The organism is Nocardioides daeguensis (genome assembly GCF_019192965.1).
GTDB lineage: Bacteria > Actinomycetota > Actinomycetes > Propionibacteriales > Nocardioidaceae > Nocardioides > Nocardioides daeguensis.
Genome location: NZ_JAHTKU010000005.1, coordinates 208,577 through 231,959 on the forward strand (window position 1 = coordinate 208,577; position 23,383 = coordinate 231,959).

The following is a 23,383-nucleotide window of genomic DNA, read 5'->3' on the forward strand; positions in this document are numbered from 1 at the left end:
CCTTAGTTACAAGGCTCAGGCCAGCGCGCCCAGCGCCTGACCGATCACGACGAGCAGCTTCGCCGGATCCAGGTCGACGTCGGTCGGTACGACGGTCAGCTGGGCGTCGCGCTGCAGGACCGCGAGCCCGTGGACGGTGGCCCAGCCGATGGTGACCAGCTCCTCGGTGGGCACCGACGCGGCCCAGCCGGTGGCCTGCGCGGCACCGACCAGGTCGAGCAGCAGCGCCCGGTGGGCGAGCCGGACCTCGCCGAGGGCCGGGTCGTCGGTGTGCAGCAGCTCGGGGCGGAACATGACGTCGAACATCGTGGGCTGGCGCGCGGCGAACTCGACGTACGCGACCCCCGCGGCGGTCACCTGCTGCCCGCCGGCCACCGCGACCCCGGAGACCGCGGCACGGGTCCGGCTCAGGAGCAGCTCGAAGCCCTCGACCGCGAGCGCGGTGAACAGGCCGGCCCGGTCCGCGAAGTGGTGGGCGGTGGCCTGGTGGGAGACGCCGACCCGGCGAGCGATGGCGCGCAGGCTGGCCTTGGCCGGGCCGCACGCCGCGATCTCCTGCTCCGCCGCACGGATCAGCCGCTGGCGCAGGTCGGCGTTCCTCATGATCATCCCTCGCTCGCCCCGGGGGTCGCCCCGGGGATCGCCCGGGTCCGTTGCGGCCACCACAGCCGCCTGCCCAGCAACGTAGCCAGGGACGGCACGAGGAGCGAGCGCACGAGGAAGGTGTCGAGCAGCAGGCCCACCGCGATGGTGAACCCGACCTGCCCGATGGTCGTCACGCGGCCCGCGAGCAGCGCCATCATCGACACCGCGAAGATCACCCCCGCCGAGGTGATCACGCCGCCGGTCGCGGCGGTGGCCCGGGCGATGCCGGCGGCCGAGCCGTCCGGCGCCTCCTCGTGCATCCGCTTGGTCAGCAGCAGGTTGTAGTCGGCGCCGACCGCGACGAGCACGACGAACGCGACCGCCGCGACGGTCCAGTCGAGCTGGATGCCCAGTCCGTACTGCCACACGAGCACGGCCAGTCCGATCGCGGCGACGTACGACAGCACCACCGTCGCCATCAGCGCCAAGGCCGCGACCAGGCTGCGCAGCAGCAGGAGCAGGACCAGGAACACCGCCACCAGCGCCAGCCCGGCGATCACCTCGAGGTCGGACATCGAGTACCGCCGCAGGTCCGCGTTGGTGCTGGCCATGCCGGTCGTGACGACCTCCGCGTCGTCGAGGCGGGTCCCGTTGAGCGAGGTCTCCACGGTGGCGCGGATGTCCTCGACCCGCGCGGAGGCCTCGGGGCCGAACGCGTCGGTCGAGCCGAGGACCGCGATCCGCGCGGTCCGGCCGTCCTTCGACAGGTACAGCCGCATGGCGCCGGCGAAGTCCTCGTCGCGCAGCGCCGTCGGCGGCAGGTAGAAGCCGCCGCTGACCGGATCGTCGGCAGCCGTCCGGGTCTCCCGGAGGTGACGTGCCGCCGCCTCGAGACCGTCCTCGAGCTCCGGCAGCGAGGCCGCGACCTGCCGGGTGCCGCCGTGCAGGCGGTCCGCGCCGGCGGCGAGCTCGTCGGCACCGGCCGACAGGTCACCGAGCCGGTCGGCGAACACCCGCTGGCCGTCGGCGAGCTGCCGGCTGCCGTCACGCGCCTGGGCGAGCCCCGCCCGCAGCTGCTGGAGGCCGGTCTGCAGGTCGCCGCTGCCGCTCGCCAGCGCGCGCGCGCCCTTCGCGGCCTGCCGCAGGCCGGGCAGCAGCTGGTCACGCTCGGCCTCCCAGATCTTCTTCAGCCCGGTCCGGGCCTGCCGGCAGGCCGGGTCGAGCCCGCAGGTCAGGCTCTTGGTGGCGAGCGCGTCATGCACCAGCGCCAGCCCGTCGACCGCGACCTGGACCTGGTCAGCGGCCGTGTCCAGCCCGTCGGCGAGTCCGCTCGCGCCGCTGCGCAGGTCGCCCGTGCCGGCGATCGCGGCGTCGGCGCCGTCGAGCAACGCGGTCATGCCCGAGGTCAGCCGGCCCGTGGACGCGGCGATCCGGTCCGCGCCGGCCACCGCCTTGCCGGCACCGTCGGCGAGCTGGTCCGCACCGGCGTCGAGCTGCCCGGCGCCGTCCGCCAGCTGCTCGGCGCCGCTGGCGCCCTCGGCGACCTCGCCCTGCGCCTTGCCGAGCTCGTCGCCGACGACACCGGACTGGTAGGCGAGCGACGCCTCCGTGATGGGTACGCCGAGCGGGCGGGTCACGCTGCGCACCAGCGCGACGCCGTCGTGCTGGGCGACGGCGGCCGCGGCCCGCTCGAGGACCGCGAGGTCCTTGCTGGTCCGCAGGTCGTGGTCGGCCCGCACCAGGACGTAGTCGGGGAGCACCTCGTTGACCGGGAAGTGCCGCCCGAGCAGGGCATAGCCCCGGTTGCTCTCCGCGTCGTCGGGGAGCGGGTCGCGCACGTCGTACGACAGGTCGGTGAGGGGGAAGACCGCGGCCAGCAGGGCCAGGGGGACGAGCGAGGCGGTGAACATCCGCGCCGGGTGCGCCGCCACGACGCCGGCGACCCGCTCCCACACGCCGGAGGCCTTCGACTCCCGCGGCTCCGCCCAGCCGCGACGGCCGGCGAGGGCGAGCAGCGCGGGCGTCAGGGTGAGGCTGACGAGCAGGTTGACGGCGATGCTGACCGCGACCGCCGGGCCGGTGGTGTTGAAGAAGCCGAGGTCGGCCAGCGCCATCGCGAGGGTGGCGAGGACGACGGTGACGGCCGAGCCGGCGATGACCGAGCCGACCCGGGTCGCGGCGACCGCGGCCGCCCGCGACGGCTCCACGCCGAGACGCCGCTGCTCGTGGTAGCGCGCGACGAGGAAGACGGCGTAGTCGGTGCCGGCTCCGAGCACGATCGCGGTGAGGAAGGAGCCGCTGAAGGTCGAGACCGCGAAGAGGTCCTGCAGCCCGCACCACGCCACCACCGCCCGGCCGAGCCCGAGGCCGAGCCCCACGACGGCGAGGATCAGCACGGGGATCGCGAACGAGCGGTAGATCAGGAACAGGATCAGCGCGATCAACCCGATGGTGACCACGGTGATCCGTACGACGCTGTGCTCGGTCTCGGTCGCGAGGTCGACGACGGTGGCCGTCGGCCCGGTGACCTCGACGCTCAGCCCGTCCGGGGCGTTCGTCCGCGCGATGTCCCGCACGGCGGCGACCTGGCGCAGCGACGCCGGCGCACCGGTCGCTCCGGTGATGCCGACGAGCAGGTAGCGCGCCTGCTTGTCCTCGCTGGTCAGCGCCTTGCGCAACGCGGGGTCGCGGACGTCCTGCACGAAGGCGACGTCGTCCTTGTCCTCGCCGAGGCTGCTCACCAGCGACTCGGCGTACCTCCGGTCGGCCGGCGTCAGGCCGGAGGTCCGCTCCATCGCCACCACGATGAAGCTCTCCGCGTCGCCGTCGCTGAACTCCTGGTTCATCAGCTCGACCGCGCGCATCGAGGGCGCGTCCTTCGGCACCATCGGCGAGGAGTCGCGTCCGGCGATCTCCTCCAGCTGCGGCACCGCCACGTTCATCACGACCGTGATCGCCAGCCAGGCGAGCACCACCCACCCGGCCCGTCGTACGGCGAAGCGCGCGTAGCCGGCCGCCTCGCTCGCCTCGCCCGCCTGGTCCGCCTGGTCCGCCTTGTCCCCATGCGTCGTACCCACGCAGCGACGCTAGAACCCGTTCCTTGCCACTGGCAAGGAACGGTGGCGAGGGTCACTCCGCGAGCTGGAGGAGCCCCGCCATCAGCTGCTGGACGTCGGCCGGCCGCGAGGTGTCCAGGCCGGTGAGCGCCTGGACCCGCCGGAGCCGGTTGTCGACGGTGTTGGGGTGCACACCCAGCCGCCGGGCGGTGCGCCGCCGGTTGAGCTCGTCGTCGAGCACGAAGTGCCGCAGCGTCCGCAGCACCTCGGGGTGCCCGCGCAGCGGCTCGAGCCGCTCGACCAGCCGCGCGGTCGCCGCGCTCGGCCGGCTCAGCTGGTAGCGCAGCAGCACGTCGTCGAGCGTCACCACGCCCTCGCTCCGCCCGCCCCGCCGCGCGATCTCGAGCACTTCGCGGGTCAGTCCGACCGCCGTCGCGACGCCGTCGGGAGCAGCCGCCTCGGCGGCCGCCAGCACGGGCGCGCCGGCCGCCCGGGCCAGGTCGCCGACCAGTGTCTCCGCGGCGGTCCCTCCCCCGCCGGCCCGGGCGGGCAGCAGCACCACCCCGCCCGCCGCCGAGAGCGACGCGAGGGCGTACGGCGCGGTCAGGTCGAGCTGGTGGCGGAACCGGCGCAGCTTGCGTCGCGCCGCGACCGCCGGGTCGACGCGGGGCGCCGCCTCGTCCGCGTGGGGGCCGATGGCCAACGCCAGGACCAGGTACGACGCCGGCAGCTCCAGCCCCGCCCGGGCCGCGACGCCCGCCGCGTCCCCGCCCTCCAACAGCGCGTCCAGCAGCGCCTTGCGGGCGTCGTGCGACTCGCGCAGCGACTCCTGGCTGGCCGCGAGGTACCCGGTCGCGGCGACCGACATCACCCGGGCCAGGAACGCCAGCAGCAGCCGCTGGATCCGCACCAGGTCCGCGGCGTCGTCGGGCGCCGCGCCGTCGGTCAGCCGGTCCATCACCAGCGAGACGCCGAAGTGGTAGGTGGCGAGCAGGTCGCTGAGCGCGATCCCCTCCTCCGCCCGCCGCCCGGCCGCCTCCCCGAGCACCTGCAGCTCCGGGTCCGCGGGCATCTCGCCGGTGCGGAGCACCTCGGCGAACAGCCGCACGGCCACCTCGACCACGCCGGCGAACTCGTCGACGAGCTGCTCGCGCGGCAGCCCGCCGTACGCCGGCACCAGCTCGCCCACCGACGCGACGACAGCGGCGACCAGCTCGGGGCGGCGCCGGGCCAGCTCCTCGTGGAGCACGGCGCCCTGCAGGCGGATCGGGTCGGACACGCCTCTTGTGTGCCATCACAACGATCGGCCTGTCAACGTGGCGCGTTCACCCGGGCTCGGCGCGGCCGGACTGCCACCAGAATGGGACCTGGAACAGACCGTCCCTTCTCCGAGCAGCGAGGACCCCGATGAGCCAGAGCGTCGACCCCACCTTCCAGCCCGACGCGATCGTGGTCGGCGCCGGCCTCGCCGGGCTGGTCGCGACCTACGAGGCCACGAAGGCGGGCAAGAAGGTGCTCGTGCTCGACCAGGAGAACCGCGCCAACCTCGGCGGCCAGGCGTTCTGGTCGCTCGGCGGGCTGTTCTTCGTCGACTCCCCCGAGCAGCGCCGGATGGGGATCAAGGACTCGCCCGAGCTGGCCTGGCAGGACTGGCAGGGCTCGGCAGGCTTCGACCGGCTCGGCGAGGACCCCGACGACGCCGGCCCCGACCGCGGCGAGGACCACTGGGGCAGCCGCTGGGCGCGGGCGTACGTCGACTTCGCGGCGGGCGAGAAGCGCGACTACCTGCGCGGGCTGGGACTGAAGTCGCTCACCTTCGTCGGCTGGGCCGAGCGGGGCGACGGCTCGGCCAGCGGGCACGGCAACTCGGTGCCGCGCTTCCACCTCACCTGGGGCACCGGGCCCGAGGTGGTCCGGGTCTTCCGCGAGCCGGTCGAGGCCGCGGAGGCCGCCGGGCTGGTGCGCTTCGCGTTCCGGCACCAGGTCGACGACCTCCTCGTCGAGGACGGGGCCTGCGTCGGCGTCACCGGCTCGGTCCTCGCCCCGTGCGACCTGCCGCGCGGCGAGAAGTCGTCGCGCGAGGCCGTCTCGTCGTTCTCCTTCCGGGCACCGGCGGTGATCGTGACCTCCGGCGGCATCGGCCACAACTTCGAGCTGATGCGGGCCAACTGGCCCACCGACCGGGTCGGTCCCGCACCGGAGCACATGATCGCCGGCGTACCCGCCCACGTCGACGGCAGGATGCTCGCGATCACCGAGGCCGCCGGCGCCCGCCTGGTCAACAAGGACCGGATGTGGGCCTACGTCGAGGGCATCCACAACTGGGACCCGGTCTGGCCCGACCACGCCATCCGGATCCTCCCGGGGCCCTCGTCGATGTGGTTCGACGCCGACGGCCAGCGGCTCCGCGGGATGTCGGGTGTCCCCGGCGCCGACTCGATCGGCTCCATGAAGCAGGTCCTGGCCACCGGCGCCGACTACTCGTGGTTCGTGCTCACCCAGTCGATCATCGAGAAGGAGTTCGCGCTGTCCGGCTCCGAGCAGAACCCCGACTGGACCGAGAAGGACGTCAGGATGATGCTCAAGGAGCGCCTCGGCAAGGGCGCGACCAGCCCGGTCGAGGCGTTCAAGGAGCACGGCGAGGACTTCGTCGTCGCCACCTCGCTCGAGGAGCTGGTCGCCGGGATGAACCAGATCGCCCGCGGCGGGCGGGTCCTCGACGCCGCCGTACTGCGCAAGCAGATCGAGGACCGCGACCGGCAGATCGACAACGCGTTCTGCAAGGACGCCCAGGTGATGGCGATCCACAACGGCCGCAAGGACCGCACCGGCAAGATCATGCGCGTCGCCAGGCCGCACAAGATCCTCGACCCGGCGCACGGCCCGCTCATCGCCGTCCGCCTCAACATCTTGTCCCGCAAGACCCTCGGCGGCATCGAGACCAACCTCGAGAGCCAGGCGGTCCGCCCCGACGGCAGCGTCTTCCCTGGCCTGTACGCCGCCGGCGAGGTCGCCGGGTTCGGCGGCGGTGGCGTGCACGGCTACAACGCGCTCGAGGGCACCTTCCTCGGCGGCTGCATCTTCTCCGGCCGGGCCGCGGGGCGGGCCGTCGCTCGGGGCTGATGTCTCACCGCACCCCATGCGGATTGGTCGCGATCACGGCGAATCGACGACCAGATCGCATGGGGTGCGGTCAACGGGACGGGTCGACCAGGATCTTCGCGTGCCGCTCGGGGTCGCCGAGGTCCTCGAAGGCACCCGCCACCCCGTCGAGGCCGACGGTGCCGGTGATGAGCGGACGGACGTCGACCTTGCCGGAGGCGATCCACTGCAGGGTCTGGTGGAACTCGCTGGGGTCGTAGGCGAAGGCGAAGCGGAGGTCGATCTCCTTGTTGATCGCCATCGACGGGCGGAAGGTGTCCTGCCCCATGCACACGCCGACCACGACCACCCGCGAGAGCAGCGGGGCGTTCGCCACGACGTGCTCGATCATGCCGGGGACGCCGACGCACTCGAAGACGACCGGGCCGCGCGGGGTGGCGCCGGCCTTCTCGGCCGCGCGCATGACGTGCGCCCACGGCAGGAGCGGGACCGCACGCAGCTTGTCCATGGCGTCGATGCCGAGGTCGGCGAGCGCGATCGCCTCGGTGAGGTAGCGCTTCGACTCGGCGAACGAGGCCCACGGCGACTCCTCGGCCGGGTTCACCACGACGTCGGCGCCCATCCTCTCGGCGAGGGCGCGGCGGCCGGCGGAGAAGTCGCTGGCGATGACGTGGCGCACGCCTGTGGCCTTGAGCATCGCGATCACCGCCAGGCCGATCGGGCCGCAGCCAATGACGACGGCGGTGTCCTTCGCGCCCACCTCGCCCCGGCGTACGGCGTGCAGCGCGACCGCCATCGGCTCGGTGAGCGCCGCAGCGTCGGCGTCGAGCTCGTCGGGCACCCGCATGGTCATCGACGGCACCGCGAGCACCTGCTCGGCGTACCCGCCCGAGGCCAGGGGACTCAGGCCCGTGAGGTGCGTGGAGCCGCCCGCGCGCAGGACCGGCAGGGCCACGACGCGGGTGCCGACCGGGAACTGCTTGCGGGTCCGGGGGCCGTAGCCGGCGACGGTGCCGACGAACTCGTGCCCCATCACGACCCGGTCGGTCGAACGCATGAAGTGGTCGTAGCCGAGCTCGGCGACGTCGGCCGCGGTCTGGTCGCTGTGCAGGCGAGCGTGCAGGTCGGACCCGCAGATCCCGCACCGCTCGACGTCGAGGAGTACCTGCCCCTGCTCGGGCGTCAGGTCCGGCAGGTCCTCGACGGTCAGCTCGGACTCGTGGCAGACGACGGCGCGCATGGGGTCATCATGCCGCCCGCCACGGAAGCTGGCGGGCGAGTGGTTGCTGACCGGTCAGCCCACGGACCGCCCCGGCAGCGCGTCGACCGGCCCCGAGCCGACGCGCACCGACCCGGCGGCGCTCGACGTACCCCCGAATTGGGTGACGTAACGCCAGCTGGGACGACGAAACTGGCGCCTGGACGAGGAAGTTTCCTCGTCCAGGCGCGAGTTTCACCGGCCGGCCGGTGAAACTCACCTCGGCCGAAAAACACAGCACCCCGGCTCCGGAGGAGCCGGGGTGCTGCGAACAGCCGATGAGGCTCAGGCCTCGTCGAGCGCCTTGGCGACGCGACGGTGCGCCTCCCAGATCTCCTCCGGGAGACCCTCGAACTGCGCGAGGTGCTTCTCGCGGAAGCCCATCTCCTGCTGCCAACGCGGGACGTCGATCGACAGGATCGTGTCGAGGTCGGCGAGGGTCTGCTCGTCGAGGCCCTCGAGGTTGAGCTCCTCGCGCTTCGGCAGGACGCCGACGGCGGTCTGGACGCCCTCGACCTCACCGTTGAGGAACTGCATGAGCCAGTTCAGCGGGCGGAGGTTCTCGCGGTAGCCGGGCCACAGGAAGCGGCCGTCCTCGCCCCGCTGGAACCAGTTGACGTGCGCGAAGATCGGCTTGGTGGTCGCGCGGCCGATGACCTCGAGCCAGTGCGCGGCGTAGTCGGCCTCCGAGTACGACATGAACGGACGCATCGACATCGGGTCGTAGCGCAGCACGCCCTCGAGGCCGTCGGCGGCCGCGGTGGCCTCGGCGCCCAGGGTGAGGCCGTCGTACACGCCCTCGGCGACGTCCTTGATCGCCCGGATCAGCGGCTCACGGTCGCGGGTGCGGCCACCGAAGATGATGCCGTGGATCTCGACGCCCTCGGGGGCCTCGAAGTCCTTGGCGACGTTCGGGACGTTCGCGAGGGTGGTGGTGAAGCGGCTGTTGGGGTGCGCCCACGGGTCGTCGGCGTTCTCGGGGGCCCGGTCGGCGATGACCTCGCCCTTCCAGTCCTCCCAGCCGTTGAGGTCGGTCGGCTTCTCGCCGCGGCCCTCCCACCAGACCTCCTGGGTCACGGTGTTGTAGGCGACGTTGGTGAAGATGGCGCCGGTGCCCGGGACGATCGAGTCGATCGCGGTCGGGTTGGTCTTCTCGTTGGTGTCCTTCGCGACACCGAAGACGCCGTTCTCCGGGTTCATGCCGTAGAGCTTGCCGTCGTCGCCGACCCAGATCCACGCGATGTCGTCGCCGTAGAACTCGACGTAGTAGCGGTCGCCGAGGGCGTCGGGGGCCAGCGTCATCGCGAGGTTGGTCTTGCCCGAGGCCGACGGGAAGCCGCCGCAGATGTTGTACTTCTTGCCGGTCTGCTTGTCGGTGATGCCCAGCAGCATGAACTGCTCCACGAGGAAGCCGTTCTTCCAGCCGTCGTAGGCACCCTGGCGCAGGCCGTGGGCGATCTTGCCGAGCAGCGCGTTGCCGCCGTACGACGAGCCGAAGTGCAGGATCGTGCGCTCGTCGGCGACGGTCACGAAGTAGCGCTTGTCGTCGGGCGTGCCCTGGCCGAGGTTCTCGAGGTCGCCGGTCACGTGGACGGCGCGCACGAAGTCGTTGCCGAGGTCGTTGATGTACTCGACACCGACGCGCGACATGCGGATCATCTGCAGCACGACGTTGCGGTTGTCGGTGAGCTCGACACCGGCGGCGAACTTCTCGACCGGCGAGCCCTTGGGGGACATGAGGTAGGGGATGACGTACATCGTCTTGCCCACCGAGGCGCCGGTCATCAGCTCGACGAGCTTCGGCTTCATCTCGGCGGCGGGCTTCCAGTTGTTGTAGACGCCCTTGTCGGCCTCGTTCGAGGTCGCGACGATGGTGCGCTCCTCCGCGCGAGCGGTGTCCTTGTAGTAGGAGCGCGAGTAGTAGCGACCCTCGCCGGCGGGGAGCAGCTCGCCCGCGTCCAGTGCCTCCTGGATCAGGCGCGCGTCGTCGGCCGCGGAGACGACCTCGACACGCTCTGCTCCGGTGATGTTGGCCCAGTGTGCGACGTACTCACGGACGTGGGGGTTGGTGAGACCCGCCTCGTCGAGCGTCCGCTCCACATCAACCATGTGCTATTCGCCAGCCTTTCGGTCCTTGACAAGGTGTGGGCACGCTACCCCACAGCCCACCCGGTCTCTCCCGGGGTTCGAATCGCTTGATCCGTGGACACCGTCGTCCGCGTGCAGCCACCATGACACCCGTTTTGCGATGACGCACATCGGCGCGGGTTGGATCGTTCAACCGCTCGTTCCCGCGCCGAGAGCCTCCCGGGCCCGCCGCAACCGACGGAAGTACGTCGCCCGGCTGAGGTACGTCGCCCGCATCACCGACTCGTGCGTGGCCCCCGCCGTCAGGTAGCGGCGGACCACCAGGTCGTGCAGCGCCGGCTCCGCGACGAGCAGCTCGGCGACGCGCGCCCGCAGCCAGACCCGCGCCGGCTCGTCGGCGCCGGCGTAGTCCTCGAGCGCGGCGAGCAGGTCGGCGTCGGAGCGGGGACCGCCCTGCTCGGCGGCGATGGCGGCGTACAGCAGCCCGGCCAGACCACCGGGCCCGACGTCGGCGACCCAGGTGGTGACCGGGACGCCGTCGACCTCCCGCCGCAGCTCCACCACCTCGGCGTAGCCGTAGGCCTCGAGGACGGCGCACTCCTCCGGCAGGTCGCCGACCAGGTTGACGTGGTCGCTGCGCGGGTTGCCGATGCCGCACTGGCTCAGCCCGGCGGCGTTGCGGACCCACACCACCTCGGGCTCCGCGGCGTCGTCGAAGGCGAGCTGCACCGCGCTCAGCACGGCCCGGTCGACCTCGCCGGTACGGCGGGCGCGGTCGACGACCGGCGCCACGAGCCGGCGCCGCGGGCCGCTCAGGCCGGCGGCCTCGGCGAGCGGGAGCGCCGCCACCAGCGCGACCGGGCGGCCGTCGGCGCGCCGGACGACGCGCGTCCCGTCGCCGAGCCACGGCTCGACCACCGGCCACAGCCCGCGATGGCGCGCCTCCAGCGCGGGGCGCACCACGGCGGCATCGGTCGGCCGCCACCGGTCGGCGTAGTGCCGGCTCAGCGTGGTCGGGCCGAGCCCGGCGCGGATGCCGGGGTCCGCGACCAGGGCAGCAAGCCGCGGCAGGGCGGCCGACTCCCCGGCGACCGCCCGCGCGTGCTCGTGCTCCGCGACCCGCAGCACCGCGACCCGCGCACGCTCGGGCTCCACGACCCGGATCCGCTCGGCGAGCCGGTCGGCGAGCGAGGGATGCAGGACCAGCCGGCCGCCGACCGGCTCGACCAGGCTGGTGTCGCGCAGGGCGGTGACGAGCTCGTCGGCCCGGCCCGGGAAGAGCGCGGCGAGCAACGGTACGTCGACGCCGGCGGCCTGGGTCAGCACGGCGAGCAGGTCGGGCTCGAGCGCGTCCAGGACGGCGTCGGCGAGGTGGGCGACGAGCTCGTCGCCGCAGCTGCGCGCCAGGGCCGAGACGTCGCGCCCTCCCGCCTCGGCCCCGTCTCCGGCGGCACCGGCGGCGGTCCAGGCGCGAGCGGCCAGGACGAGGGCGAGGGGCAGCCCGGCAGCCTGTTCCACGAGCAGCGCGCGAGCCGCCGGGTCGTCGACACCGCCGCCCCCGAGCAGCGCGTCGGCCTGCGCGGCAGCCAGTCCGCTGAGCCGGACCCGGGCCGCCAGGGCGGCCAGCGGCTCCGGCAGCCACCGCGCGGGCAGGGACCGCGCGGCGACCACCACCCGCGCGTCGCCGGGCAGGCCGGCCACGGCCGGGCCCAGCGCCCCGAGCGCGGGACCGAGCGCGTCGGCCTCGTCGACGAGGACCACCGGCCTCGGGTCGCCCACGGCCTCGAGGGCGACCAGCACGTCGTCGACGCGGGCATCGAGCGCGACCACCCGCCGCCCGGCTCGCTCGGCGCGACGCGCGGCCTCGCGCAGCGCGGCACTCTTCCCGAGGCCGCCACGGCCGGTCACGGCGAGCAGCCGGAGCGTCCCCGCCGGGTCGAGCAGCAGGTCCAGCCGACGGTCGAGGACGGCCGGGCACACGTAGCGTCGCGCGTCGAGCTCGGCGGCGTACGACGCCAAGGTCGGCCCCACGGGCTGCTCCGCCCGGAGCCGGACGATCCCCATGGCGCCAGCGTAGGTGGATCGGTGCCCGCCGGAAGCCGGAACGGGACGGGCCCGCCGGAGAGGTCTCATCCTGGTCTCACCCTCCTCAGCAGCCCTCGGCACAGCGCCGGCCAGCCGCGACGATCACCGGCGTGACCAGTCCTTCGCGTCTCGCCCGGGCACTCGCGGGCCTCCTCGTGTTCCTCGCGCTGATCCTCGCTCCGGCGAGCGTCGCTCCGGCCCATGCCGACCCGGCGGACCGCGCCCGGGCGCTCACCGTCACGCCGGCGCAGCCGATCGCCGGGGAGAAGACCCGGTTCAGCGGCCGCGCCGGCGCCCGGGCCGGGAGCGCCACCTTGGAGCGCAAGGTGGGCCGGCGCTGGGTCAGCGTGGCCCGCGGCGCCGTGCGCAAGGGGCGCTACACGCTCACCGCGAAGGTGCGCCGGGCCGGCACCTACCGGGTCCGGGCCGCCGGCTCGACCTCGCGCAGGGTCAAGGTCCGGCTCGCGCCCCAGACGGCGCAGATGAGTGTGGGGGCGCCGTTCGTCACCGGCCTGACCCGGCAGGTCACGGCGACGCTGACGCCGCTGCGCGCGGGCCGGACCGTCTCCCTGCAACGGCTCAGCGGCGCGACCTGGTCGACGGTCGCCTCGGGCACCACCGACGGTGCCGGCGTCGCCCGGATCCCGTACGGCGGCGGCCCGGTCGGCACCGCGTCGTACCGCGTCGTCGGGGAGCGCCACCGCGGCTCGACCGTCGTGGCCTCCTCCGCCGAGGCGGTGCGGACCGCGGCGTCGCCCGAGCTGGCCAGCCCGGGCACCGCCGCGGGGCAGCAGTCCTTCGAGCCGTCCGTCTCCGCCGACGGTCGCTGGGTGGCCTTCACCTCGGACTCGCCGCTGCTGCCCGCCGACGGCGACGCCCACCAGGACGTCTACCTCTTCGACCGCAGCACGGGGACGTTGAGCCTGGCCGTCCCGCAGGCCAACCACCACGTCGGCTCACCGGTGCTGTCGGGCGACGGGCGCTACCTGGCCTTCGAGTCCATCGCGTCGAACCTGGCGGGCGAGGGCGGCTACGACGCCGACGTGTTCGTCCTGGACCGCGCCTCGGGCCAGGTCGAGCTGATCTCGACCACGGCGGGCGGCTCGGCACCGGCCGACGACGACTCCCACCTGTACGACATGAGCGACGACGGCCGGGTGGTCGCCTTCACCTCGACCGCCACCGACCTGGTCGCCGCGCAGCCACCGGCGGACCACACCGTGCGGCACGCCTACGTCCGCACCCGCGGCGACATCAGCCGTCCGCTCGACCGCACGCTGCTGGGCTGGTCGGACTCGAACGTCTTCGGGCTCGACCTCAGCGCCGACGGCAGCCGGGTCGCCTTCCACAGCAGCGACGTCGACCTCGACCCGGGCGACGTCGACGGCTCGGCGGTGTTCGCCTGGGACATCGCCCCCTCCGGCGCCATCGCGAACCGCACCAACCTGACCCCCGACGTCGACGCCGACAGCGCCTCCTTGAGCGGCACCGGCGACGTGCTCGCCTTCACCACCGACGTGCCCCTCGCCCCGGCCGACCTCAACGGCGTGCGCGACACCTACCTGCGAACCGCCCCGGGAGACTTCGTCCTCGCCGGGCCGTCCGGCGCGGCCGGCAACCCGGGCGGCACGATCTCCGACGACGCCCGGTTCGTGACGATGGGGACCAAGAACGTGCTGCCGGGCGACACCAACGGCGCCCAGGCCGACGTCGTGCTCTGGGAGCGGGCGACGGGCAGCAGCACGCTGCTCACCCGGGCCGGGGCCGGCGCCAGTGGAGAGGACCAGCTCTCCGGCGACGGCTCGGTCCTGGTGCTCGGCTCCGCGGCAGCGCTCGCGCCCGGCGCCAGCGGCGCCTACGACGTGTTCGTGGTGGTGCTGCGCTGAGCGAGCCGGTACGGCGGAGCCCGGCCGGGCCCGGTCGAACCCCCGGTTGAGCCCCGGGGGTGGCGGGTAGGGACGCCGACATGAGCCTGCCGCCCCCACCGCCGGGACCACCGCCGGGACCACCCCCGCCCGGACCGCCGCCGTGGCACCGACCTCCCCCGCACCGACCCTCCGGCCGCGGCGGCCGCGGCGCCCGGGTCGCGCTGGTGCTCGGTGGCGTGCTGGTCGCGGTCGTCGTGCTCGTCGCGGTGGCGCTCGGCGCCTACCTCCTCGCGGGCGGCGGGGACGCCCCGTCCGCCCAGCAGCCCACCCGGACTGCCACCGGCTCCCCCACCGGCTCCCCCGCCGGCTCCCCCGCCGTCCCCGGCGCGGGTCCGACGACGCCGTACACCCCGTCCGACGACACCGACGACGACATCCACAACGACGTCGAGGTGGCCGACTTCCCGGGCGACTGGGACTTCCGGCTCGGCGACATCGAGCACCACGCCACCTTGCTCCGCACCGTCGACCACCCCAGCTGCGCGCCGGTCGAGGCGGGCTCGGTCCTCACCGACCAGCGCTGCACCTACGTCGCCCAGTGGGTCTTCCGGGCCCTCGGCGGGAGGGTCCGGCTGACCCACCTGTTCCTCGTCTTCGACACCGAGCGGCACGCCCGGGCCGCCCAGGGCGACCTCGCGGACCAGGACCTCGACCTGCCGGACGGCAGCCTCGTCGCGTCGCCCGCGCAGGGGACGTGGAGCTCGAGCGTCTACGGCAACATCGTGTCGGTCACCGTCGGGACCTCGCGGGTCCCCGTCGCGGAGCAGGAGCTGGAATCGCTGGTCAGCTCCATGAACAGCGACTACGAGAGCGCCCTGCGGTTCCGGTTCTGAGGAGGGTCGCGCGGAAGAATTGGAAGCCGCCGCAGGCGTCTCGGGTCACCTGCGGCGGCGTGCAGATCATGCCAGACCGCTCGCTTCGTTGTCACGAGATCCGGAAGAAAAATGTCCGGTCACGGGCGGCCCCACGCCCTAGGCTCGACGCCATGGGGGACCAGAGGGCCGATGACACATATCCGGGCGACGCGGCCAGCCTGGCAGCGCTCTACGAGCTGGTGCCGGCAACGGAGGACTTCGACGCCCCGCCGACACCGGGCCAGGCGCAGGGGATGGTCGAGCACCTGCTCGACGGCGAGGTCGTCCCGGACGACGCCGAGGACCAGGACGACGACGAGGCCTGACTCAGCCGCCGAGCAGCCCGAGCAGGTGGTCGACAGCGACGCCCAGCGCGGCCGCGGCGGCATCGGCGTCGCCCTCGTTGAGGTAGAGCAGCGTGATCCCGTCGACGACCGCCGCGAGGTAGCGGGCGACGTCCTCGGCAGGGCGCGCGAGCTCGATCCCGTCCTGCTCCGTCAGCGCCTCGAGCAGGCGCAGGTGCGCCTCGACGTAGCCGCGGTACTGGCGCGCGGCGAGCTCCTCGAGCCCGTCGGTGCGGCTGACGTACTGGGTGATCTCGTAGGTCAGCCGGTGCTCGTCGGGGTGCTCGACGACGTGCGACCAGTACGACGCGACGCCGGACCGGACCCGCTCCTCGACGCTGCCCTCACCGGTCACGATCTCCAGGGCGGGGCTCAGCGTGCGCGCCAGGATCTCCTCGGCGACGAGCTCGAGCAGCTCGGCCTTGGACCGGAAGCAGTAGTGGAACGCGGCGAGCGCCATGTCGGCCTCGCCGACGATCGCGCGGGTGGTCGCCCGGGAGACGCCGTCGCGCACCATCACCCGGATCGCCGCCTCCACCAGCAACCGACGCCGGTCCTCCGCCGCCACCCGTGCCATCGCTCACCCTCCCCCCGACGTCCGCAGCGGCCATTGTCCACGACCGGGACCGCCGCGGTCCGGGTCGCGCTCGACCGGGAGCGCTCCGTCGGCCGCGGCTACTCGCCGTGGGCGGACGGCAGTGACGAGCGGTAGGCCGGTGCGCGCCGGCTCGGCACCGGCTCCGAGCTCGCCAGCAGCGGGAGCACCCGCGGCGGGACCAGGACGGACAGCACCATCACGCTGGTGGAGCGGACGACCGCGGAGGCCTGGTCGATCCGCACCAGCGTGGCCTGCAGCTCGGGGTGCGAGCGGGTCGCGACCCGGCACAGCACGTCGAAGGAGCCGGTGGTGACGTACGCCTCGAGGACCTGGGGGATCGCCTCCAGGTCGCGGGCGACCTCGTCGAGCGCGCCCTGGGAGATCTCGAGGGTGACGTAGGCCTGCACCTCGAACCCGGCCGCCGCGACGTCGAGGGTCGGCTCCCAGTCGACGATCACGCCCGCCTCGGCCAGCCGCCGCAGCCGGCTCTGCACGGTCGCCCGGGCGACGCTGGTCTGCCGGGACAGCTCGAGGTCGCCGGCCCGCGGGTGCTCGGTGAGCGCGGTGAGCAGGGCGATGTCGATCTGGTCCAGCGTCAGCACGGATCCAACCTAGACAATCTGTCCACTTCTCGGGGAGCAGGACGAACAGAAATGGGCACGATGCCTACCTCGAGATGGTCAGGTTGTGCGGTCCGGCGCCGCCTGCTCTGCTCCTCCCATGCAGGCCACCCACATCTGGGGCGACGAGCGACGCGTCACCGACGCGGCCGTGACGATCGCGTCCGCCCGGATCTCCAGCCCGTCGGACCCGAAGACCACCGCGCGCCCGATCTCCGCGCTGCGCGCGGACGCCGGCACGACGATCACCCCCACCGGCATCGGCGTCGACCGGGCCTTCTCGGTCTTCCAGGACGTGATCGCCCCCGCCACCCGCGCACAGGACGACCCCCTCAACCTGGCCTACATCGCGGCCGCCCCGACCCGGGCCGCCCTCGCCTTCGACGCCGTGGTGTCGAGCTTCAACATCTTCGGCGGCACCTGGGAGGCCGGCGCCGGAGCGATCTTCGCCGAGAACGAGGCGCTCGCCTGGCTGGTCTCCCTGCTGGGCTGGCCCGAGGAGGCCGGTGGCTGCTTCGTCTCCGGCGGCACCGCCGGCAACCTGTCGGCGCTGGTGACCGCCCGGCACACCGCGCTCACCCGGCGCGGGTCGCGCCCCGAGGGCGGCTGGAAGATCGCCTGCACCACCGGTGCCCACTCCTCGGTCCTCGCCGACGCCCGGGTGATGGACGTCGAGGTCGTCGCGGTCCCCGAGGGCGACCGCGGCCAGCTCACCGGCGCCGCGCTGCGCGCCGCGATCGCCGACGAGCCAGGGGTCTTCGCCGTCGTCGCCTCCGCCGGCACGACCAACGCCGGGATCATCGACGACCTGGCCGACGTCGCCGACGTGTGCGAGGAGCGCGGCATCTGGCTCCACGTCGACGGCGCGTACGGCGGCGCGGGGCTCACCGCGCCCTCGGCTCGGCCCCGGTTCACGGGCATCGAGCGCGCCGACAGCTTCATCGTCGACCCGCACAAGTGGCTGTTCGCGCCCTACGACTGCTGTGCGCTGCTCTACCGCGACCCCGACCTGGCCCGCGCTGCGCACAGCCAGCACGCGTCGTACCTCGACCGGATCGACCGGGAGGCGTGGAACCCCACCGATCTCGCCGTGCACCTGTCGCGGCGGGTACGCGGCCTGCCGTTCTGGTTCAGCCTGGCCGTGCACGGCACCGACCGGTACGCCGCGGCGGTCGAGCAGACGCTGGCCACCGCCCGCACGGTCGCCGAGGCGATCCGGGCGAGCGCGACGCTGCGGCTGCTGCTGGAGCCGGACCTGTCCGTCCTGCTGTTCGACCGCCCCGGCTGGACCCGCGACGACTACTACGCGTGGTCCGACGAGCTCTCCCGCGCCGGGCGGATCCTGTGCGTCCCGACGTCGTGGCGTGGCGAGACCGTGCTGCGCCTGGCGTTCGTGAACCCGGCGACCGACCCGGCGGCGGTCATCGACATCCTCACCACCACGACGCTCTGAGCCACGGCCCGCTCGGACGGCGTACGGCGAGCACGCGCCGCGGCGTGGCGCTGCCGCAGGTCAGGCGAGCAGGCCGCCGTGGAGCATCTCGAGGTACTGGTCGGCGACGGTGCGGTGCTGCAGCCGGCCGCGCGGGCTGTACCAGCGCACCGTGGACCAGATGGCGTCACGGATGAAGCGATAGGTGAGTCCGGGGTCGAGGTCGGCCCGGAAGTCCCCCTCGGCCTGCCCCTGCTTGAGCACGCCGAGCCACACCTTCTCGACGTCGAGACTGGCCTTGTGCACGAACGCGAACTCGGGCGTGGTGGTCAGCAGGGCCGACTCGTTCTGGTAGAGCGCGACCGCGAACGGCACCCGGTGGATGGTCTCGAAGGAGTTGTAGATGAGCCCGTCGAGCGCTTCGCGTGGAGTCTGGCCGGCCTCGGCGATGTCGCGGATCTCCGTCAGCAGGTTGCCCATGAAGTCGCGGAGGATCTCCGTGAGCATGGCCTCCTTGGAGGCGAAGTGGTGGTAGAGGCTGCCGGAGAGGATGCCGGCCTCGTCGGCGATGTCGCGCACGGTCGTCTGCGAGTAGCCGCGCGTCGCGAACATCTCCGCGGCGATCGCCAGGAGCTGGGCGCGCCGGGACGAACCCGCGCCCGTGCTGCGCCGCCGGCCGGCCCGCGCCGTCGCCTCGTTGTTGCTGCTCGCCATGCCCTGATCCTCTCGCACCGACCACCTCACCGGACACGCGGACCGGTGGCGGTCACGTACTACAGTACCTAACAAGCACTTGTTCACGAGGAGTCTCGTCTGATGGCAGCACGGACCATTCCCGCCCTCCTGACCCAGGGGGCCGCGACGCACGGCAGCCACCCCGCCGTCGTCGACGGCAGCACGACCGTGACCTACGAGGGCCTGCGGGACCTCGTGGTCGCCGCCGCGCGCTCCTACCGCGCCCTCGGCGTCGAGCCCGGCGACCGGGTGGCGATCTGGGCGCCGAACCGGGTCGAGTTCATCGTGGCCCTGCTCGGCGCGGAGTACCTCGGCGCCTCCGTCGTGCCGCTCAACACCCGCTACCGCGGCCACGAGGCCCGCGTGGTGCTGGAGCGCTCGCGCGCGGTCGTGCTCGTGCTGTGCGACGGCTTCCTCGCCACCGACTACTCCACCATGCTCAGGGAGGCGGGCGGCGCGGAGCCGGGCCCCGTCGTACCGGGCCTGCCGCACCTGCGCACCCTCGTCGACCTGAACTCCGCCGGCCGCCCCGGCACCGTCTCGTGGGCCGACTTCCTCGCGCTCGGCGAGCAGGTCCCCGTCGAGGAGGTCGAGCAGCTCGCCGCCGAGGTCACCCCCGACACCGTCTGCGACATCCTGTTCACCTCCGGCACCACCGGCATCCCCAAGGGCGTGATGAGCACCCACGCCCAGACCACCGGCGTGGCCGCGGTGTGGGCCGACGGCGCCTCCCTGTCGCCCGCGGACCGCTACGCGATCGTGAACCCGTTCTTCCACGGCTTCGGCTACAAGGCCGGCGTGATCGCCGCCCTCACTGCCGGTACGACGATCTACCCGGTCCTCACCTTCGACCCGGTCGCCCTGATGCAGCTCGTGCAGGACGAGCGGATCACCGTCCTCCCGGGCGCGCCGACGATCTTCATCACGCTGATCAACCACGAGCGCCGTACCGAGTTCGACCTGTCCTCACTGCGGTTCTCCATCGCGGGTGCCGCCTCGGTCCCCGAGACCCTGTTCGAGCAGATGACCGACGTCCTCGGGTTCGAGACCGTCTACCAGGCCTACGGGCTCACCGAGTGCGTCGTCGCGACCACCTCCCGGCACGGCGAGGACCCGCGGCACATCGCCGAGACCACCGGCCCGCCGGTCCCCGGCATCGAGGCCCGGATCGTCGGCGGCGACGGCGCCGACGTACCGATGGGGAGCGACGGCGAGATCTGGCTGCGCGGCGCCAACGTGATGCTCGGCTACTTCGAGGACCCCGAGGCCACCGCCGCCGCGATCGACGCCGACGGCTGGTTCCACACCGGTGACATCGGCCGCCTCGACGAGCACGGCTGCGTCAAGATCACCGACCGGATCAAGGACATGTTCATCACCGGCGGCTTCAACGTCTACCCCGCCGAGGTCGAGAACGTCCTCGCCACCCACCCCGCCGTGATGGAGAGCGCCGTCATCGGCGTCCCCGACGACCGGATGGGCGCCGTCGGCGCCGCCCACGTGGTGCTGCGCCCCGGGATGTCGGCCACTCCCGAGGAGCTCGTCGCCTGGGTGCGCGAGCGGCTCGCCAACTTCAAGGTCCCGCGCGACGTCGTGCTCGAGGAGACGCTCCCCCGCAACGCCAGCGGCAAGGTGCTGAAGACCGACCTGCGGCAGGGCTGAGCGGTCGATCCGCGGCAAGGACGCCACATGAGCTACGGACCCACCCTCGTCACCGGCGCGACCGGCGGACTCGGCGCGGCCATCTGCCGACGCCTCGCGGCCGACGGCGCCGAGCTGCTCCTCCTGCACCGGCGGACGGCGCCCGACGCCCTCGTCGCCGAGCTCGGCGACAGCGTGCGCGGCGCCCGGCAGTGCGAGCTCAGCGACGCAGCCGCCGTGGCGAAGGCGGTCGAGGAGCTGGAGGCCGGGCACGGCCAGGTCCGCACGGTCGTGCACGCGGCGGGGCCGCACGTGCCGATGGTGCACCTGTCCAAGGTGACTCCCGCCCAGTTCGCGACCCAGGTCGACCAGGACGTCGTCGCGTTCTTCAACCTGGTCCACGCGGTGCTGCCCTCGCTGCGCGCCACCCGGGGCACACTGACCGTGGTGACCACGGCCGCGACCGTGCGCTACCCCGTCCGCGACGGTCTCTCCTCCGCCCCGAAGGCCGCGGTCGAGGCGCTCGCGCGCGGACTGGCGGCCGAGGAGGGCCGGTTCGGCGTACGCGTCAACTGCGTCGGCCCCGGCATGCTCACCGACGGCATGGCCGAGCGCCTGATCGCCAACGGCGACCTCGACGAGCACGCGCTCGAGGTCGCCCGCACCAACATCCCGCTGCGCCGGTTCGGCACGGCGCTCGACATCGCCGAGGCCGTCGCGTTCCTGGCCAGTGAGCGGGCCGGATTCGTCACCGGGCAGAAGCTGGACGTCGACGGCGGCTACGGAGTCTGACGACGGGGCCCCGGAAGGTCCGTACGCTCGAGGCGTGACGGACGACCTGTGGCAGACCGACCGGCTCGACCTCGCCGGCTACCTCGCGCGGCTCGGCCAGCCGGCGGCCACCCCCTCGCGAGCCGCGCTCGACGCGCTGCACGAGGCGCACGTGCGGACCTTCACCTTCGACAACATCGACGTGCTGCTCGACCAGCACCCCGGCGTCGGCCTGGACGTGCTCGACGAGAAGTTCGTGGGACGCGGCCGGGGCGGCTACTGCTTCGAGCACGCCACCGTCTTCGCGGCCGCCCTGGACCGCCTCGGGTACGACGTCCAGCGGCGCCTCGGGCGGGTCGGGGACCCGGCGACGGGCGACGTGCAGGGCCGCACCCACATGACGGTCGAGGTCCGCCTCGACGGCGAGCGGCTGCTGTGCGACCCGGGCTTCGGGATGAGCCTGGTCCGGCCGGCCCTGCTGGCCGACGGCGCCGGCAGCGACCAGAACGGCTGGCCGTACCGCGTGGTCCGGGTGCGCGACCGGGCCGGCGTCGCCGAGGGCTGGGGGCTGCAGCGGCTGCGCGAGGCGGGCTGGGAGCACGCCCACACCGTCGAGGAGCTGCCGGTGCTGCCGGTGGACGTCGCGATGGGCCATCACTACACGAGCACCTTCCCGGGCTCGCACTTCCGCAGCAGCTTCCTGCTCACCCGCCACGAGGAGGGCCGGCACGTCACGGTCACCGCGACCACCCTGACCGTACGACGACCCGGCGCCCCGACCGAGCACCGGCCGCTGGCACCGGGCGAGCTGCGTGAGTGGTTGCGCGCGCTCGCCGTACCGCTGACGGCGGACGAGGAGCGCGCGCTGCTCGAACGGGTCGCCGGGCTCAGCTGACTGCGACCCGCCGGCCCCGGCTTGTCGATCAGGCGGTCGCCCGCGCGCCCAGGCCCGCCGCGATCTCGGTCCCGACCCGGACCGCGCCGTCGACGTGCTGGAAGCCGAGGCCGGCGACGTCGCTGCTGCCGAACTCGATCGGCCCCACGGGCTGCCGGAGCACGTGGCCCCACCGGGTCAGGCCGCCGAGGTCGAAGCTGGTGCCGTAGGCGCCGCCGGTGAGCTCCTGGTGCTGCCAGTCGCTCTCGACGTACGCGATCGGGTGGCGGGCCTGCTCGCCGAAGTACGTGGCGAGCGCGTCGAGGATCCGCTCGCGGCGCTCCTCGGCGTCGAGCGCACCGACCGCGTCGGCGTTGACGTCGGAGACGAAGCCGACCAGTACCCCGCGGGACTCGCCCTCGGGGGTGTTGTCGTAGGCCTCGTGCACCAGCTCGTAGGGACCGAAGGCGGTGCCGTCGAGTCCGTCCGCGCGCCAGAACGGCGTCGGGTACATCGCCTGCACCTTGACCACCAGACCGAAGGACTGGTGCTCGCGGGCGATCCGCTGCTCCGCGGGGAGCTCGGGGGTGAACCGGATCCGGCGCACGACGGTCGGGGGTACGGCGACGACCAGCCGGCGCGCGGCGTACGCGTCGTCACCGACGTGGACCACCACGCCCTCCTCGGTCCACGCGACGTGGGTGACGTCCTGGCCGAGGCGGACCCGGTCGCCGAGCCGGCGGGCGAGCTCGATCGGGACCGACTGCAGGCCGCCGACGACGCGGCGGTCGAGGATGACGTCGGCGTCGAGCAGGTTGCTGAACGAGCCCGCGCTGGCGGCCATCTGCACCGCCTGCAGGGCAGAGAACGCATGGGCGGGCTTGGTCAGCATCGCCGGGCCGAGGTAGAGCGCGATGTTGTCGCGGGCCTCCGCGTCGTCGCACTGCTCCTCGAGCCAGGTGCGCAACGAGATGCTGTCGAGATGACGGGCGTCCGCGAGCTCCCACGGCCGGGCCGGGTCCATCGCGGCGGCGAGCTCGTCGAGCTTCTTGGTGAGCTCGGCGATCGCGGCGCGGGTCGACGGCGAGACCGGGAGGTCCTCGGCGAAGCGGCGGGCGGCCCGGTCGCGGCCGACGTACAGCGAGTCGCCGTCGCGGTGGCGGGGGTACGTCGGCAGGCCGAGCTCGGCGAGCAGGGAGATCAGCGCGTCCTGGTCCGGCGAGACCCACTGGCCGCCGATCTCGAAGGACGCCGGGGCCCCGGCCTGGTCGGTGACATCGGTGCGCAGCCGGCCGCCGACGCGGTCGCGCGCCTCGAGGACGACGACCTCCTGGCCGGCCTCGGCCAGGCGCCAGGCTGCGGTCAGCCCGGTGACGCCGGCGCCGATCACGATCACGTCGTGGGTGTTCATG

At 73.5% G+C, this 23,383-nt stretch carries 18 protein-coding genes; 8 read left to right on the forward strand and 10 right to left on the reverse strand.

Translation table 11 applies throughout. From position 1 onward, the window contains the following. Positions 1–15: 15 nt before the first annotated feature. The 3 genes from KU893_RS05515 to KU893_RS05525 are packed head-to-tail and all read right to left on the reverse strand — an operon-like array spanning position 16 to position 4,920. Positions 16–603: a TetR/AcrR family transcriptional regulator gene (locus tag KU893_RS05515; protein WP_218233338.1), complete on the reverse strand. Its 588-nt coding sequence runs from the start codon at positions 601–603 to the stop codon at positions 16–18. A gap of 2 nt (positions 604–605) precedes the next feature. Further along, entirely contained in the window at positions 606–3,662 is a 3,057-nt protein-coding gene (locus tag KU893_RS05520; RefSeq protein ID WP_218233339.1) for an MMPL family transporter, read from the reverse strand. 52 nt (positions 3,663–3,714) lie between these two features. Continuing rightward, positions 3,715–4,920 carry a PucR family transcriptional regulator gene (locus KU893_RS05525; RefSeq protein ID WP_218233340.1) on the reverse strand — a complete coding sequence of 402 codons (1,206 nt, stop codon included), beginning with the start codon at positions 4,918–4,920 and terminating at the stop codon, positions 3,715–3,717. Between the two features lie 128 nt (positions 4,921–5,048). Between KU893_RS05525 and KU893_RS05530 the strand changes: the two genes are divergently transcribed. After that, on the forward strand, positions 5,049–6,764 hold the full coding sequence (locus KU893_RS05530) for an FAD-binding dehydrogenase (protein WP_218233341.1): 1,716 nt from the start codon (positions 5,049–5,051) through the stop codon (positions 6,762–6,764). Positions 6,765–6,834: 70 nt separating this feature from the next. Here the strand turns inward: KU893_RS05530 and KU893_RS05535 are convergent, their stop codons facing one another. From KU893_RS05535 to KU893_RS05545, 3 genes are all read right to left on the reverse strand, one after another. Continuing rightward, positions 6,835–7,983, reverse strand: a complete 1,149-nt coding sequence (locus KU893_RS05535) for a zinc-binding dehydrogenase (RefSeq protein ID WP_218233342.1) — start codon at positions 7,981–7,983, stop codon at positions 6,835–6,837. A gap of 303 nt (positions 7,984–8,286) precedes the next feature. Next, positions 8,287–10,110, reverse strand: a complete 1,824-nt coding sequence (locus KU893_RS05540; RefSeq protein ID WP_218233343.1) for a phosphoenolpyruvate carboxykinase (GTP) — start codon at positions 10,108–10,110, stop codon at positions 8,287–8,289. Between the two features lie 168 nt (positions 10,111–10,278). Further along, a complete protein-coding gene (locus KU893_RS05545; protein ID WP_218233344.1) occupies positions 10,279–12,153 on the reverse strand; it encodes a hypothetical protein in 1,875 nt (624 codons plus the stop codon). A 131-nt stretch (positions 12,154–12,284) separates the two neighbouring features. On the opposite strand from KU893_RS05545, the gene KU893_RS05550 reads away from it, so the two are divergent. The 3 genes from KU893_RS05550 (at position 12,285) to KU893_RS05560 (ending at position 15,282) form a co-directional block, all read left to right on the forward strand. Further along, a complete protein-coding gene (locus tag KU893_RS05550) occupies positions 12,285–14,060 on the forward strand; it encodes a TolB family protein (protein ID WP_218233345.1) in 1,776 nt (591 codons plus the stop codon). Between the two features lie 80 nt (positions 14,061–14,140). Further along, positions 14,141–14,935: a hypothetical protein gene (locus KU893_RS05555; RefSeq protein ID WP_218233346.1), complete on the forward strand. Its 795-nt coding sequence runs from the start codon at positions 14,141–14,143 to the stop codon at positions 14,933–14,935. 152 nt (positions 14,936–15,087) lie between these two features. Beyond that, positions 15,088–15,282 carry a hypothetical protein gene (locus tag KU893_RS05560; protein ID WP_218233347.1) on the forward strand — a complete coding sequence of 65 codons (195 nt, stop codon included), beginning with the start codon at positions 15,088–15,090 and terminating at the stop codon, positions 15,280–15,282. 1 nt (position 15,283) lies between these two features. Here the strand turns inward: KU893_RS05560 and KU893_RS05565 are convergent, their stop codons facing one another. Together KU893_RS05565 and KU893_RS05570 are read right to left on the reverse strand one after the other, a co-directional pair. Then, complete coding sequence (locus KU893_RS05565) at positions 15,284–15,877, reverse strand: TetR/AcrR family transcriptional regulator (protein ID WP_218233348.1); 594 nt, start codon at positions 15,875–15,877, stop codon at positions 15,284–15,286. 98 nt (positions 15,878–15,975) lie between these two features. Beyond that, on the reverse strand, positions 15,976–16,500 hold the full coding sequence (locus tag KU893_RS05570; RefSeq protein WP_257440871.1) for an Lrp/AsnC family transcriptional regulator: 525 nt from the start codon (positions 16,498–16,500) through the stop codon (positions 15,976–15,978). Between the two features lie 118 nt (positions 16,501–16,618). Here KU893_RS05570 and KU893_RS05575 point away from each other — a divergent pair, with 118 nt between their 5' ends. Then, positions 16,619–17,971 (forward strand): pyridoxal phosphate-dependent decarboxylase family protein, encoded by a 1,353-nt coding sequence (locus KU893_RS05575; protein WP_218233349.1) that lies wholly within the window; start codon positions 16,619–16,621, stop codon positions 17,969–17,971. Between the two features lie 60 nt (positions 17,972–18,031). On the opposite strand, the gene KU893_RS05580 is transcribed toward KU893_RS05575, so the two are convergent. After that, a complete protein-coding gene (locus tag KU893_RS05580; protein WP_218233350.1) occupies positions 18,032–18,664 on the reverse strand; it encodes a TetR/AcrR family transcriptional regulator in 633 nt (210 codons plus the stop codon). A 102-nt stretch (positions 18,665–18,766) separates the two neighbouring features. On the opposite strand from KU893_RS05580, the gene KU893_RS05585 reads away from it, so the two are divergent. From KU893_RS05585 to KU893_RS05595, 3 genes are read left to right on the forward strand one after another with little or no spacing between them, the layout of a single operon-like run. Next, the gene (locus KU893_RS05585) at positions 18,767–20,347 is read left to right on the forward strand and encodes an AMP-binding protein (RefSeq protein WP_218233351.1); all 1,581 of its coding nucleotides are present in this window, start codon (positions 18,767–18,769) and stop codon (positions 20,345–20,347) included. 27 nt (positions 20,348–20,374) lie between these two features. Continuing rightward, the gene (locus tag KU893_RS05590) at positions 20,375–21,118 is read left to right on the forward strand and encodes an SDR family NAD(P)-dependent oxidoreductase (protein WP_218233352.1); all 744 of its coding nucleotides are present in this window, start codon (positions 20,375–20,377) and stop codon (positions 21,116–21,118) included. A 34-nt stretch (positions 21,119–21,152) separates the two neighbouring features. Further along, positions 21,153–21,992 (forward strand): arylamine N-acetyltransferase family protein, encoded by an 840-nt coding sequence (locus tag KU893_RS05595; RefSeq protein WP_218233353.1) that lies wholly within the window; start codon positions 21,153–21,155, stop codon positions 21,990–21,992. A 28-nt stretch (positions 21,993–22,020) separates the two neighbouring features. Here KU893_RS05595 and KU893_RS05600 read toward each other — a convergent pair whose 3' ends face one another. Beyond that, the gene (locus KU893_RS05600; protein ID WP_218233354.1) at positions 22,021–23,382 is read right to left on the reverse strand and encodes a flavin monoamine oxidase family protein; all 1,362 of its coding nucleotides are present in this window, start codon (positions 23,380–23,382) and stop codon (positions 22,021–22,023) included. Between the last annotated feature and the right edge of the window lies 1 nt (position 23,383).

Coding starts and splice junctions, on each gene's coding strand:
- KU893_RS05515 (WP_218233338.1), bottom strand. CDS start 603: ATGAGGAACGCCGACCTGCGCCAGCGGCTGATCCGTGCGGCGGAGCAG.
- KU893_RS05535 (WP_218233342.1), bottom strand. CDS start 7,983: ATGCGCGCCGTCGTCTGCCACGAGTCCGAGCTGACCGTCGAGGACCTG.
- KU893_RS05600 (WP_218233354.1), bottom strand. CDS start 23,382: ATGAACACCCACGACGTGATCGTGATCGGCGCCGGCGTCACCGGGCTG.
- KU893_RS05555 (WP_218233346.1), top strand. CDS start 14,141: ATGAGCCTGCCGCCCCCACCGCCGGGACCACCGCCGGGACCACCCCCG.
- KU893_RS05565 (WP_218233348.1), bottom strand. CDS start 15,877: ATGGCACGGGTGGCGGCGGAGGACCGGCGTCGGTTGCTGGTGGAGGCG.
- KU893_RS05590 (WP_218233352.1), top strand. CDS start 20,375: ATGAGCTACGGACCCACCCTCGTCACCGGCGCGACCGGCGGACTCGGC.
- KU893_RS05530 (WP_218233341.1), top strand. CDS start 5,049: ATGAGCCAGAGCGTCGACCCCACCTTCCAGCCCGACGCGATCGTGGTC.
- KU893_RS05560 (WP_218233347.1), top strand. CDS start 15,088: ATGGGGGACCAGAGGGCCGATGACACATATCCGGGCGACGCGGCCAGC.
- KU893_RS05575 (WP_218233349.1), top strand. CDS start 16,619: ATGCAGGCCACCCACATCTGGGGCGACGAGCGACGCGTCACCGACGCG.
- KU893_RS05545 (WP_218233344.1), bottom strand. CDS start 12,153: ATGGGGATCGTCCGGCTCCGGGCGGAGCAGCCCGTGGGGCCGACCTTG.
- KU893_RS05580 (WP_218233350.1), bottom strand. CDS start 18,664: ATGGCGAGCAGCAACAACGAGGCGACGGCGCGGGCCGGCCGGCGGCGC.
- KU893_RS05585 (WP_218233351.1), top strand. CDS start 18,767: ATGGCAGCACGGACCATTCCCGCCCTCCTGACCCAGGGGGCCGCGACG.
- KU893_RS05540 (WP_218233343.1), bottom strand. CDS start 10,110: ATGGTTGATGTGGAGCGGACGCTCGACGAGGCGGGTCTCACCAACCCC.